Source organism: Silanimonas algicola (assembly GCF_054777375.1).
In genome coordinates this window covers 511,874-525,651 of record NZ_BAAHAS010000003.1, presented here as the reverse complement: position 1 = coordinate 525,651, position 13,778 = coordinate 511,874, and the positions used below count along the sequence as shown (strand labels likewise).

Annotated in this window: 8 protein-coding genes and 1 tRNA gene; 4 read left to right on the top strand and 5 right to left on the bottom strand. The window is 65.0% G+C overall.

Translation table 11 applies throughout. The annotated features are described in order from the left end of the window. Positions 1–53: 53 nt before the first annotated feature. The 5 genes from ACYVAK_RS12495 to acnD all read right to left on the bottom strand — a co-directional run bounded on the left by ACYVAK_RS12495 (position 54) and on the right by acnD (position 6,416). Positions 54–863 carry a hypothetical protein gene (locus ACYVAK_RS12495; protein ID WP_461061450.1) on the bottom strand — a complete coding sequence of 270 codons (810 nt, stop codon included), beginning with the start codon at positions 861–863 and terminating at the stop codon, positions 54–56. Next, complete coding sequence (locus tag ACYVAK_RS12490; RefSeq protein ID WP_461061448.1) at positions 860–2,215, bottom strand: metal-dependent hydrolase family protein; 1,356 nt, start codon at positions 2,213–2,215, stop codon at positions 860–862. The genes ACYVAK_RS12495 and ACYVAK_RS12490 overlap by 4 nt, the downstream gene beginning before the upstream one ends. Positions 2,216–2,327: 112 nt before the next feature. Beyond that, positions 2,328–2,606: a hypothetical protein gene (locus ACYVAK_RS12485; RefSeq protein ID WP_461061446.1), complete on the bottom strand. Its 279-nt coding sequence runs from the start codon at positions 2,604–2,606 to the stop codon at positions 2,328–2,330. Continuing rightward, positions 2,603–3,802 (bottom strand): 2-methylaconitate cis-trans isomerase PrpF, encoded by a 1,200-nt coding sequence (gene prpF / locus ACYVAK_RS12480; protein ID WP_461061444.1) that lies wholly within the window; start codon positions 3,800–3,802, stop codon positions 2,603–2,605. The genes ACYVAK_RS12485 and prpF overlap by 4 nt, the downstream gene beginning before the upstream one ends. A gap of 1 nt (position 3,803) precedes the next feature. After that, the gene (gene acnD, locus ACYVAK_RS12475; protein WP_461061442.1) at positions 3,804–6,416 is read right to left on the bottom strand and encodes a Fe/S-dependent 2-methylisocitrate dehydratase AcnD; all 2,613 of its coding nucleotides are present in this window, start codon (positions 6,414–6,416) and stop codon (positions 3,804–3,806) included. A 133-nt stretch (positions 6,417–6,549) separates the two neighbouring features. On the opposite strand from acnD, the gene ACYVAK_RS12470 reads away from it, so the two are divergent. From ACYVAK_RS12470 to ACYVAK_RS12455, 4 genes are all read left to right on the top strand, one after another. Next, positions 6,550–6,626: transfer RNA gene (locus ACYVAK_RS12470), tRNA-Met, on the top strand. Between the two features lie 504 nt (positions 6,627–7,130). Continuing rightward, a complete protein-coding gene (locus ACYVAK_RS12465; RefSeq protein WP_461061440.1) occupies positions 7,131–9,593 on the top strand; it encodes a hypothetical protein in 2,463 nt (820 codons plus the stop codon). Then, positions 9,593–12,508, top strand: a complete 2,916-nt coding sequence (locus tag ACYVAK_RS12460; RefSeq protein WP_461061438.1) for a hypothetical protein — start codon at positions 9,593–9,595, stop codon at positions 12,506–12,508. The genes ACYVAK_RS12465 and ACYVAK_RS12460 overlap by 1 nt, the downstream gene beginning before the upstream one ends. A gap of 192 nt (positions 12,509–12,700) precedes the next feature. Then, positions 12,701–13,441, top strand: a complete 741-nt coding sequence (locus tag ACYVAK_RS12455; RefSeq protein WP_461061436.1) for a hypothetical protein — start codon at positions 12,701–12,703, stop codon at positions 13,439–13,441. Positions 13,442–13,778: the final 337 nt, after the last annotated feature.

Sequence of the window (13,778 nt, the reverse complement as noted above, 5' to 3'; positions counted from 1 at the left end):
ACCATGCCACAGGCGCGCAAACGCGCTCAAGCCTCGCGGCGCCCGTGGCGCCGCTAGAACCGCCAGCTCGCGCCAAGGACGGGGCCCGCGAGCGTCACGTCGACGCGCGTCCCGCCATCGCGATAGTCGACCGCCAGCGCCCGGAGGCCGAGCGAGAATGCCCACGCTTCGCCGTGCAGGTAATTCGCGCTCACCAGCCACTGGTGCGTGTGCTCGGAGCCGACGCCGAAGCCGCCGATATCGGCATAGCCGATGACCGACCATCGCGGTGAAAGCGGCGCATTGACGCGGACCGCGACGATCGGATCGGTGAAGGTGTCGCCCGGCGAACGCGCCACGCCGGCGAGCGGCACCTGCACCTCGCTGCGCAGCGACCACTGCCGCAGCCCCCCGAGCACATCCACCGCGGCGCGCTCATCCTCGGCGATGCGCCAGCCGGCGGCCAGCGTCAGGGAGCGCTGGCGCAAGCGCCCTTCAGCCGGCAGGCCCGGCGGCACGCGGCCATCCTTCGACGACCGCGAATGGGTGAAATCGCCCAGCAGCACCAGGCGATCCCGGCGCGCATAAGCCGTCAGGAAGAACGCGCCATCGGAATCCTCCAGCACGTCGCCGAAGGACTTGCTGACCTGGAACGTGGGCGCGCCCGTGAACGGCGTGAGGCGCCCGCCCATGCCCGCGGCCCAGACGTAGGGCGTGACCTGGCCGACCCAGCGCGCCGACGCGTCGCCGCCCGTCTCGGGGATGTCCTGGGCGACGGCCGCACCCGCACCGCAGGCCCCGATCAGGGCCATCAGCCACGCCGCCGGCTTCGCACCGAAACGGCGGGACGAACGCGACGCGCGAATACCGGTGACTCGGCTCACGGGGCCTCCTTGACGATGACGCCGTCCTTGACGATCAGATCGAAATTCGCCGCGGGATCCGCGACGAGCGACAGGTCGACGAGCGGATCACCGTCGACCAGGATCAGGTCGGCCAGCGCGCCCTCGCGCACCACGCCGAGCGTGCCGGCATATGGCGAGCGCGGGCCCGAGAGCGCGAGCAGCTGCGCGTTGTCGTGCGTCGCGAGCTTCAGGATCTCGGCCGGCGTGAACCACGGCAGCAGCTTCAGGAGGTAGCTGTTCTGCTCGGGGTTGAGACCGGGCTCGAACAGGAAATCCGTACCCCAAGCGAGCCTGACGCCCAGCGATTTCGCCAGCGGCCAGATCTTCTCCTGGCCCTGGATGACCGGGAAGCGCTTGATGCGGCGCTCCTGCGCCATGTTCGGCGAGTCCGCCATCAGCATCTGCAGCGACAGGAAGACGCCCTTCTCGGCGATCAGCTTCAGCGTGGCCTCGTCGAGCAGCTGGCCGTGCTCGATGCACTTCACGCCGGCCTCGATGGCGCGTCGCACCGCGCGCGGGTGGTAGGCGTGCACGGTGACGTAGGTGTTCCAGTCCTCCGCGGCCTCGACCGCGGCGCGCATCTCGTCGAGCGTGTACTGGGTGACGTCGAGCGGATCGTAGGACGAGCTGGTGCCGCCGCCCGCCATCAGCTTGATATGGCTGGCCCCCATGCGCAGGTTCTCGCGCGTCGCGGTGAGCACTTCGTCGCGGCCGTCCGCGATGAAGCCGGCGCCGAGCTTTTCGAAGCGCGACAGCTGGCCGGTGAAGCGCCGAGAAGGCTCGTTCGGCAGGCGCATGTCGCCGTGTCCGGAGGTCTGGCTGATCGCCGGGCCGGAGGGCCAGATGCGCGGGCCGCGGTAACGGCCGGCGTCGATGCCGGCCTTCAGGCCGAAGACCGGGCCACCGACGTCGCGCACGCTGGTGAAGCCGCGCAGCAGCATCTGCTCGGCCTGCTCGGCGGCCGCCTGTTCCGCGAGAGACGGCGTGAGGTCCGGCGACATCAGCTGCGTCATCGGCATGGCGCCGAAGGTCATGTGCACGTGCACGTCGATCAGGCCGGGCATCAGGGTGCGGCCGCGGCCGTCGACCACGCGCGCGCCCGGCGGCGCGTCGAGGCCGCTCGAGATGCGGTCAATGGCGTTGCCGCGCACCAGCACGTCGGTGGGTGCCGATAGCGTGGGCCCGACGCCATCGAACACGCGGACGTCCCGGATCAGCAGCGCGGTCGGCGCCGACGTCGCGTCCGGGGCGCCGGCCTGTGCGCCTGCGGGCAGGGGCAGCAGCCCGAGCACGAGCAGCAGGACGCGGGGGATCGGAGGACAGGTGGCCATGCAGGAGCTCCTTTGGTTGAAGGGCCGGCCCGGCGCGCCGACCGGCCTCCCCGCCGAGTGTCCCCCAATTCGATGGCCGGAAGGTGCACGAGCGTCCGGACCGGCCCAACGCTCAGGACGGTGGCGCGCCAGCCTCCCCGCCCAATCGAATGCGCTGCCCGGCTTCGACGAAGAATGATGCCGCGACCAGCAGCGTGCCGAGCGCGCCGAGCGCGTGGAACCACGGATTGGCGAACACTTCGCCGGCCAAGCTGGACTCGGACAGCTGCAGGCGCAGCAGGGTCAGCTCGCGCGTCAACGCGTCGAGACCCTCGCCCGGCGTCGCGGACTGGGCCTGCTGCTGCAAGTCTCCGCGCAGCAGCGGCGGGACGGCGGCGTGCTGCCAGTTCATGACGGCGCCCCGACGCCGACCGGCACGCGCACGTGGCCTTCCATCAACACGCGAGCGCTGCGGCTCATCAGCGCGCGACGCACCACCCACTGGCCGTCGACCTGCTCGGCCGCGGCGCCCACGCGCATCGTGCCGCTCGGATGGCCGAAGGTGACCGCCTCGCGGGCACCGCCGCCGGCGGCTTCGTTCACGAGCGTGCCGGGGATGGCGGCGGCCGTGGCGATCGCCACCGAGGCCGTGCCCATCATCGCGTGGTGCAGCTTGCCCATCGACAGCGCGCGGGCGACGAGGTCGATGTCGGCGGCGTGGACAGCCTTGCCGCTCGACGCCACGTATTCGGCGGGCGGCGCGACGAAGGCCACCTTCGGCGTGTGCTGGCGCTTGGCGGCTTCGTCCGGCGTCTTGATCAGCCCCATGCGCAGGGCGCCCGCGGTGCGGATGGCCTCGAACATCGCCAGGCGTTCGCGGCTCTCGTTGATCGCCGGCTGCAGCTCGGTGCCGGTGAGGCCGACGTCCGCCGCACGCACGAACACCGTCGGGATGCCCGCCGTGATCATCGTCGACTGCAGCACGCCGACGCCCGGAACGTCGAGGTCATCCACCACGTTCCCGGTCGGGAACATCGCCCCGCCCTCGTCGCCTTCGTCCACCGGATCAAGGAACTCGAGCGGGATCTCCGCGCTGGGGAAGGTGACGCCGTCGAGTTCGAAGTCGCCGTCCTCCTGCACCTCGCCGTTCGCGATCGGCACGTGGGCCACGATCGTCTTGCCGATGTTCTTCTGCCAGATGCGCACCGTGCAGATGCCGTCCCTCGGAATGCGATCGGCCGGAATGAAGCCATTCGCGATGGCGAAGGGCCCGACGGCGCTGCTGAGGTTGCCGCAGTTGCCGCTCCAGTCGACGAAGGCGCTGTCGATCGACACCTGGCCGTAGAGGTAGTCGACGTCATGGCCCGGCTGCGTGGCCGGCCCGATGATCACGCACTTGCTGGTGCTCGACGTCGCCCCGCCCATGCCATCGGTGTGCTTGCCGTAGGGGTCGGGCGAGCCGATCACGCGCAGCAGCAGCGCATCGCGGGCAGCGCCCGGGACCTGCGCCGCTTCGGGCAGGTCGGCGAGGCGGAAGAACACGCCTTTCGACGTGCCGCCACGCATGTAGGTGGCGGAAATACGAACTTGGGGGCGGACCGTCGTCATCTCAAGCCGCCTTCGTCGCTTCGAGGAAATCCTGCGCGAAGCGCTGCAGCACGCCGCCGGCTTCGTAGATCGCCACTTCCTCGGCGGTGTCAAGGCGGCAGCGCACCGGGCACTCCACGCGCGTGCCGTCCTTGCGATGCACGACCAGCGTCAGCGTAGCGCCCGGCGTGCGGGCGCCGACGACGTCGTACGTCTCGGTGCCGTCGAGGCCCAGTGTGAGGCGCGTGGTGCCCGGCAGGAACTCGCAGGGCAGCACGCCCATGCCGATCAGGTTGGTGCGGTGGATCCGCTCGAAGCCCTCGGCCACGATCGCCTCGACGCCGGCAAGGCGCACGCCCTTGGCCGCCCAGTCGCGCGAGCTGCCCTGGCCGTAGTCGGCGCCAGCGATGATGATCAGCGGCTGGCCGCGTTCCATGTAGGTCTCGATCGCTTCCCACATGCGCATCGTCTGGCCTTCCGGCTCGACGCGGGCCAGCGAGCCCTTGCGCACCTTGCCCTCGGCATCGCGGACCATCTCGTTCTGCAGCGTCGGGTTGGCGAAGGTCGCGCGCTGTGCGGTCAGGTGGTCGCCTCGGTGCGTGGCGTAGGAATTGAAGTCCTCTTCCGGCAGGCCCATTTTCGCGAGGTACTCGCCGGCCGCGCTGTTGAGCAGGATCGCGTTCGACGGCGAGAGATGATCGGTGGTGATGTTGTCGCCGAGGATGGCCAGCGGGCGCAGGCCGCTGAGCGTGCGCGGCTTCGCGAGCGCGCCTTCCCAGTACGGCGGGCGGCGGATGTAGGTGCTCTGCGCGCGCCAGTCGTAGAGCGGCTTCACCGCCTCGCCGTGCTCGACCACCGCGCGGAACATCGGCTCGTAGACGGTGCGGTACTGCTCCGGCTTCACCGACGCCTTCACGACGGCGTCGATCTCGGCATCGCTCGGCCACAGGTCCTTCAGCAGGATCGGCGTGCCGTCGGCGCGATGGCCCAGCGCGTCCTTCTCGATGTCGAAGCGCACGGTGCCGGCGATGGCATAGGCCACCACCAGCGGTGGCGAAGCGAGGAAGGCCTGCTTCGCGTAGGGGTGGATGCGGCCATCGAAGTTGCGGTTGCCTGAAAGCACCGCCGTCGCGTACAGGTCGCGGTCGATGATCTCCTGCTGGATCTTGGGATCGAGCGCGCCGCTCATGCCGTTGCAGGTGGTGCAGGCAAAGGCGACGATGCCGAAGCCCAGCGCCTCGAGCTCGGTCTTCAGGCCGGCCTCTTCGAGGTACAGCGCCACGGCCTTCGAGCCCGGCGCCAGCGAGGTCTTCACCCAGGGCTTCCGCACCAGGCCCAGCGCGTTCGCCTTCTTCGCCAGCAGGCCGGCGGCGATGACGTTGCGCGGGTTCGAGGTGTTCGTGCAGGAGGTGATCGCGGCGATGATCACCGCGCCATCCGGCATCAGGCCTTGCGCTTCCTGCGCCTTGGCGGCGTCGAGGTTCCCGGCGATGCCCTTGGCGGCCAGCTCACTCGTCGCGACGCGCGCATGCGGGTTCGAGGGGCCGGCCATGGTGCGCACCACGGTCGAGAGGTCGAAGTGCAGCGTGCGCTCGTACTCGGCCGTGCGCAGGTCGTCGGCCCAGAGGCCGAGCGTCTTCGCGTAGGTCTCGACCAGCGCCACCTGCTCGTCCGAGCGACCGGTCAGTCGCAGGTAGTCGAGCGTGTTGCCGTCGATGAAGAACATCGCGGCCGTGGCGCCGTACTCCGGCGCCATGTTCGAGATCGTTGCGCGGTCGCCGAGGGTCAGCGCCGCCGCACCTTCGCCGCGGAACTCGAGGTAGGCCCCGACCACCTTCGACTTGCGCAGGAACTCGGTGAGCGAGAGCACGATGTCGGTGGCGGTGATGCCCGGCTGCGGCTTGCCCGTCAGCTCGACGGCGACGATGTCCGGCAGGCGCATCCACGAGGCGCGGCCCAGCATCACGTTCTCGGCCTCGAGGCCGCCGACGCCGATGGCGATGACGCCGAGCGCATCGACGTGCGGCGTGTGCGAGTCGGTGCCGACGCAGGTGTCCGGATACGCCACGCCGTGCTCGACGCCGATCACCGGCGACATCTTCTCCAGGTTGATCTGGTGCATGATCCCGTTGCCCGGCGGGATCACGTCGACGTTCTTGAACGCGCGCTTCGTCCAGTCGATGAAGTGGAAGCGGTCCTCGTTGCGACGGTCTTCGATGGCGCGGTTCTTCTCGAAGGCGTTGGGATCGAAGCCGCCGCACTCGACGGCGAGCGAATGGTCGACGATCAACTGCACCGGCACCACCGGATTCACCTGCGCCGGATCACCGCCGAAATCGGCGATGGCGTCGCGCAGGCCGGCCAGGTCGACGAGCGCCGTCTGGCCGAGGATGTCGTGGCAGACCACGCGCGCCGGGAACCACGGGAAGTCGAGGTCGCGCTTGCGCTCGATGAACTGGCGCAGGTAGTCGGGGATGCGCGCCGGCTCCGCACGGCGAACGATGTTCTCGGCGTGCACGCGCGCGGTGTAGGGCAGCGTGGCCCAGGCGCCGGGGCGGATCCCATCGACGGCCTCGCGGGCGTCGAAGTAGTCGAGGCGGGTGCCGGGCAGCGGCTTGCGGTGGGCGGTGTTCATGGCGGGCGTCGGCTCGAAGCGCAGGCGAAGCCCGTGATTATCGGCGATCCCGCGTCGCGGCCGGGTCGGACGACCCCCGTTCAGTTGTCCGGTTGACGCGCCGGTGGGCGGCATGGACAATGCCCGCCCCCGTGGCTATGTAGCTCAGCCGGTTAGAGCACAGCACTCATAATGCTGGGGTCGGTGGTTCGAGTCCACCCATAGCCACCACTAACCCCGCGATTCTGCGGGGTTTTTTGTGTCCGGATGCCCGCAATTCCGGCCCAGTGTCCGCCTCTACCGGGGGTTGGGCTGCCGGCCGCACCGCGGCGCGCTCCGGGCCCACAAATCCGCACCAACGTCCGTTTCGCCAAAGAATCCTGCCCACCAGCACCGCGACCCGTTTTCGCGTCCGTCGTTCAAATAGATAAACGGGCACTTGGACCCACCCTTCGCCCATCGGCCGCCGGTCACGGGTCACGGGTCACGGGTCACGGGTCACGGGTCACGGGTCACGGGTCACGGGTCACGGGTCACGGGTCACGGGTCACGGGTCACGGGTCACGGGTCACGGGTCACGGGTCACGGGTCACGGGTCGATTCTCGCGCGCACGCGTAACACATTTTTCGAGCGACTTCGGGCGATAGACAGGCCTCAAATCGACCTTCAATCGCCCAAAGTACCCCCCTCAGGTGAGTCAGCATTTTCGGGACGCCCACACGACGCTCCCCCCGATGGATCTGCCCGACTCACCGATCAGCCCCAACGATCAACTCACCCTCGACTTCGACTCCGCCCCACAGGCCAGCGACGTGGTGCCCGAGAGCGAAAGGAGCACCGCATCAGATCGTCCCGATGCGGAATCCGACATGTACTTCAGCGTCGCGTTCGCTTCGGAAGCCACACGCCTGGGTCCTGAAGGCAAGGCTGCCAAGCCCGCGCCTCTACCCCCAGATGGGGAGCTTGGGGGGCTCAAGTCCAGCGCCCCCGATCTGCCCAAGCCCCCAAAGGCCGCGAAAGGTCGGAAGAAGAAGAACGGAACCTCGCCGCCGCGGAGAAAGGCGCGCATGGCACCCACCTCCCCCCTGAAGCCCTTCGTTTACGGTCCCCCGGACGTGAGCGTGGGCCTCGAACTTGACGAAAACGTACTGTCCGCAGCAGAAGCCGGCCTCGTGCAAGTGGAAACGGGTGTGCCGACCCAGCCCCAAGAACTGGAGGATTCCCAACTCCATGGCCTTCTGAAAGTCCAGCCGCTCGTCGCACTGCTGGCGAAGTTGGGGGCCGGCCAACTCGACGAGCCACTGACGGTCTGCGTGCGGGCCTTTTTCGAGGAACTAAGGACGCACGAGACCCCCACTGACCCCGTCAACGAGGATGCCTACTACCGCTTCAGCCGCGCCGTTCGGCTGCTGGTGGAGGTGAAGGTGTCTTGGCTAACCGAAGTCCTCAGGCTGACAGCAAAACCCTTCGAGGCGGCTTCCATTTCTAAAGCGCTTCGAACCTACCTTAACGGTCACGAGTATGTGGAACAGCGCAAAGCGCTTGAGAAGATGGCACGCGGCTTCGCCTTCCTACTCGACGTTGGCAACCGCCGCACCCGCAGAGACGCGGAGGGAGCCAGTGGGGATGCCAGCGGTAAAAAACGTTCATCGCCCGTAGGTGAGCCGTTCACCAGCGATGAAGATTCGCTCGATTCCGACACGAACACCATCTTCGACGTCGGGCCCGCTCGCAGAAAGAACCGAGTAAACCCGATCCCGATCGCGGTCCAGCGCGCCATCAACCAGGTTCTGACCGTCGAGGAACGCAACTACCTGACGAGCCACGAGCGCGTTCTCCTGCGTGACGAGCTTCTTCTCGAGGACTCGCATCACAAAGCGGTACTGGCCGGCTGTCTCTGGGGGGGGCTGTGGTCACCATCGATCGAGTCGTGGGTGGCCTTCCAGGACGTCGAAAAAGCGTTGTCGACTCCAGACTGGGACGTCGGTGTGATTGCCGAACCCTTAGCCTTCCTTGTCGCCAATCGAGCGCAGGCGTCCCTCCCCAAGTCTTTGGCTCGGGTGGCAGCGACCCATCTTTACCTTCCGATTGCGCCAAACCGTCTAGGGGCTGACGCTCTTGCTGCGAAAGCACTGGAGCGAGCCGGAAGCCTGCTGTTCGACCGAGAGGATCTGCGCGGTCTCCACGGGCGGATTCTTGAGTTTCGCGTGAGCTTCGGGGCGGAGTTCACGACTCGCGCCGCTCAAGCACAACTGAAGAAAGCGCTTCGCGAAGTCAGCGGCGATGAAGGTCTATCGGCGCTTCTTCACGGAGTTCCCATCCCAACGCACCTGATGACGCGCACAAGCTATCGGCGCTGGACTCTCAGAGGCTTGGCGAGCGCCTTCGACGAAGCGTGTTCGCATCTCGAAAACCAACTTCGGTGGGGAACCACACACTGGCGACGTCCCGACACCGCAATTGTTTTCCACGGAGCTCCTGCGGGGATCGACTGGGACGCTCGCGTCGGCAGCCTCCGTTGTCCGGACCTCGATGAGGCAAGGGACATGACCCGAAGCCTTCGTCGCGGCCTTGCAACGCCACCGGCGGGGCATCCGCACCCGACCCGGGTGTTCGAGATCCATCGAAGACTCCTCGCCTATACCTTGACGCTGCTCATCTGGGCAGTTGCCGCACGACCGGGCGACTCCGCGCTTAAGGCCCTGCAATCACCGGTGGGCGATACGGTGCTCCTCGAGGAAAAGGCGACGACGAATTCCGATCCCCGGCTCAGGAAGAGAGCCGTTCGCCTATGCGCGATGGCCGTCGAGCAGCTCCGCCATTGGCAAGCCCACCGCGACTTCGTTCTTCAGTCCTTGCCCACGAGTCACCGTGCACCGCCCCTCTTCTTCGACATCGACACGGCCGGCAATGTCGAACCCCTGACCTATCGCCGGTACAAGCAGCTGGCAGTCCACTACCTGTGTGAGTCAAACGCTGGCCGACACTCGCTCACGTCCGGCCTGATGGATCTTGGGCTCCCAGCCACTCGTGTGAACGCCTTGCTTGGTCATGCGCTTCCTGGCGAAGAGGTTGGCGCCCCATTCCATTCAGGCTGGCCGGTGTTCTCCGACACGGAACTTCTCTTGGTCGACGCTCACCTGAAGAGCATCGGCTTCGAAGTGCTTCGAGGCTATCGCTCGCGGGGGACCACGTAATGGCAAAGAAGAAAGAGAAAGCGGAGAAAGAGACCCCGGAACGACTGAGTGCAGTGATCCACAGCATCCTGCGGGCAAACGACCCAGCGCTGGCGAGCGGCCAAGGGCAGCCCGCTTGGAACCGGGACATCGCCGCTCGGGTTCGCTCCGAGATCCAGAAACGCGGTCTTGGCGACGCGGGCATCAACCTCGTGAACTCCCTGCTCCATCACGCCGAAATCCGCGGGCTGGGGACGTTCGGGCGACTGGAGCCCTCTCGACAACTGAGGATCTCGGCAAGCCGAATCCGATACATCAAGGCTGAGGACCTGACGAGCGCCCAAGCACTCCTTGACGGGCTGCACAAGAACTTCCAAGCGATCTGCGAATGCTCGGACCCGCGTTTTGTGGCAGGCGCCCTGCTGGTTAGCGGCGCGCTCCACAGTGGGATTCTGATTACCAGCCATCTCGAACAACTCCTCGTTCGGACGAAGGTCAAGGAATCGCTGATGGGACTGGACTTCATTGCGCTAGACCTCACCACCAAGGGTCGGAAGCAAAAGATCACAGAAATCGATGGTTCGAACAGTGCAACTCAAGGGTCGATGCCATCCAACGAGATGGATGCGAGAACGGATCATCCGCGTCGACAGGCGCTGCAGTCTCCCACCGCCTATCTGTCTCGCCGCTACACGAAGGTAATTGACCGCCTCCCGTGGCCGACACCGTGCGCGGCGCTGCACGCCCTCACGGCGTTTCTGGGCCTTCCGACGATCAACCTTAAAGCTCTGACTCGCCTTGCACGTGGCCACTGGGCCCTTCAGCTTCCGAGCTGGATGATTGAGGTTATGCAGAATCCCGACCTCTGCTGCAGCATGAACGACTCGACATGGGGTCGATGGATTCGCGCAGAGCGCCGAGACGTGGACGCGAGCCCCGAGCCTGACGCTGGACTTGTGGACCTCAGCGCCTGGGGCGGAGAGATCGTCAGCGGGACATGCACGGATGGCCATCGCTTGGCCTTTGCTACCCGAGCACTGATGTCAACGCTGCGCAGGAAGAAGGGGGAATCCGCGTTGATGCGCCACGAATTCATTGAGCGGTTGCATGAGTGGCAACGGACCCACGGCCAGTTGGGCGGGTGGATTAGAACGCTGCATGAATGGCTCACACGCCAGGCTCTATGCCACGAGGGCGGAGTGTTTTGCACAAGCAACAAGCTGGGCCCTTCGGGGCTGCTCCGCTACTGCAGCGGCTTTTTTCATGTGTTTGTTGAGGAGACGCGCTTGGTCTCCTGCAAGACATCGGGGGACCCGGCCGAGATCGAGCGCGCCATCCATCGTGTGGTCGAACGCATCCTCGCGACGAAGTCGCCAGGGCCTGGAATCGTGGGCTTCCGAAGCTTCCTCGGTTTCATTGCCGAGACGTTCCGCATCGACCTTGAGCTGGACGAGGATTTCGACCTCGCAGGCCTTCCGATGTCGCACCGGTCGCGACTCGTCTCTCCGTTGGACTATCGTGCAGCCAGGGCGCTCATTGAGCAAAATCATCGAAGCCAACCCTATGCGGCATTGCGTCTCAAGGTGGCCTTGGCGTTGGGCTACAGAGTCGGCCTGCGAAGCGGTGAACTGGGCTCTCGGAAAGTCAGTGACTTTGTCGTGATCGCTTCCGAAGGGCGGCTGATTGGCGACCTGAGGGTGCGAGACAACGAGCTGTACGATCTCAAGAGTCGATCGGGCAAACGGACGATCCCTCTGCACGTCCTCCTGACGCCGGTCGAGATGAAGGAGCTTTACAACTTCCTCGACCTGAGAAAGTCGATGCTCGGCGGGACGGGCTGGGAGTCGAACCTTCTCTTCGCAGACATTGCCAAGCCGAGAGCAAACTACGTTGACACGGAAGTTTGCGACGAGGTGGCCGAGATTCTCCGGCGGGTTACCTTCGACCCGAACGTAGTGTTCCATGATTTGAGGCATAGCGCGGCATCGATGCTCATGATCCGTCTGCACGACGAAGGCCGTCTGATGGGCGCCTTCGACTGCATCCCCGGTTACACCAAGATGCGCGAAGAGTTTGGCAATCATCTGCCCCTTTCGTTCACCCTCTGCGGGCCTCAGGCCGATCATCCGAGCCGCGTATACGCCGCGGCACGAATCCTCGGCCATCTGGATCCTAGAACGACGCTGATGTATTACGTCCACACGGCGGACCTCATCATCGGCGCGACGATTCAGAAGCTGATCCGGCTGCCCCCGGACACCCAGAGCTTCATCGACGGCGTGAAGCCCGACTCCGTGAAACGACGTGAGCGGCGGCGGCGCGCGGGTTCGGCACCTCGACGGACGAAGAGAACCAGGGTCCATGTTCCGAAAAGCGTGAACAAGACCAAGAAGCGGGTGTATGGCCGCCACGACCTCGGTCTAGCCGGCTCGTATTCCACCGCGCATGCAAGGAAGGTTCTCTTCGGGATTCTCTCTGGACAGCTCTTAGAATCGCGGCGGAAAGAATTACGAATCACCGACGAGATGATCGAAAGGGTTATCACACTTGCCAACACCCATCACCCTAGCGATGGGGAGTTAGCCTCCGATGCCATCGTGACGGCACTAAGTGAAGAGGGATCGCTTTCCGGCTTGGGACTGCTGATCGAGAACGTCGTTCGAAAGCGAAAACCGACTTGGATCGCCCAGGTCGAAGCGCTGGGTGATTCGCCGCTCAGGATTTGGTTCCCGACCAAAGAACAAGCTGAATCAAGGCTCGAAGTCCTCCAGCGAAACGGCCTTCACAAGTCCCTCAGGCTCCGAAAGGCGGTCGATCCGAAGACGAAAACGTCCGAGGGTTTCGAGTTCTTTCGATACGGCCAAAAGCAGGGCGCCATCGAGATTCTGCTGCCGATGTTTGCGCTCATCGCCCTCGTACGCATCGACGGTGGATAACGGGATGGTAGCGAGAGCGAAGCGCTCTAGACTGAAGTTCGTTCGCATCGGGATGGGAATGCCAGTCGCCCGCACGCCCAGGCCGAGGATTCAGGCCGAGAATGGTGCGACAGTGAGCCGTCCTATCGGGCCCTTGGCTAGCCGAAACCGTACCGATAGGATTCGGAATTTGCGGACGTAACGGGGACAGTCGTGAAGCTGAAGGAACAGATTGTTGAAGCGCTGGTTGAGGCGAAAGGGCCGATGCATGTCGACGAGATTGCAGCCGCGATCGTTGCGCGCTACCCGAATTCCCCAATCCCTCAGGACGACCTCTCGAGGAAAGTCGCCCAGACGCTGGCAATCGAGGTAAAGAAGGGCCGAGGAAAATCAGTCTTCTCCAAGCCGAAGAATGAGCGCGGCGGATTCAAAAAGGGCTACTACCGACTGAAAAGCACCGGAAAGTCGCCAAGCCGGGCCTTCAAGGTTCCAGAGCCGCCGAGGGTTTCAAGCCAGTTCACCGGGAAAGCTGGTGAGTACGCCGTGATGTCCGAGCTGCTGTTCTTCGGTTTCAATGCTTCTGCAATGACAGTAGACGATGGCATCGACGTCATTGCCAGCAAAGACGACTCGTACTTCCATATCCAGGTCAAGACGTCGAACGCCGGAGCATCCGGCAAGTATTCCTTCAAGATCACAAAGCGCGCCTTTGATTCGAAGGACGCATCGGGAACATTTTACGTTCTCGTCATGCGAATTCAGGAAGACAGTCGCAACGTTTGCGAGCACTTGGTCATTCCCAGCGGCGAGATTCGCCGACTCATCGCAACAGGGGTCGTCAAGGATGGGGGCAGCTTGTCCATCACCATCGAGCGAGAGCGGGGCAAGCGCTTCACGCTCAATGGTGCCCAGGACGTGACCTGGGCGCTCAACCGCTTCGACACCATCAAGTGAATGTGCTTCTTGGTCGGTTGGCAGGATCCCGGATGAGAGGACGCCAGGAAAGCTAAGCGTCCACGAAGGCCGGGGCGATTCAGGCAGATGGATCTCGCGACGAAATGGTAGGAGAGGGACTTCTGAAGGATGTAAGGAATGTGGTGGGTGTTAAGGCAACGCGGGGGATGTTTTCTCGGCAGGGGGACATCTACTCTCGTACTACAGTCGGCTTGCTTGGTCCACGCAGCAATCCTTTCTAGGAATCCGCGATTTTTTTTGCATGAAGCCCGCTCCAAGGGCCGTCAACCAATGAATGCTCAGGGAGAGCAAGGCACGTGACTACTGGAGCCAACGA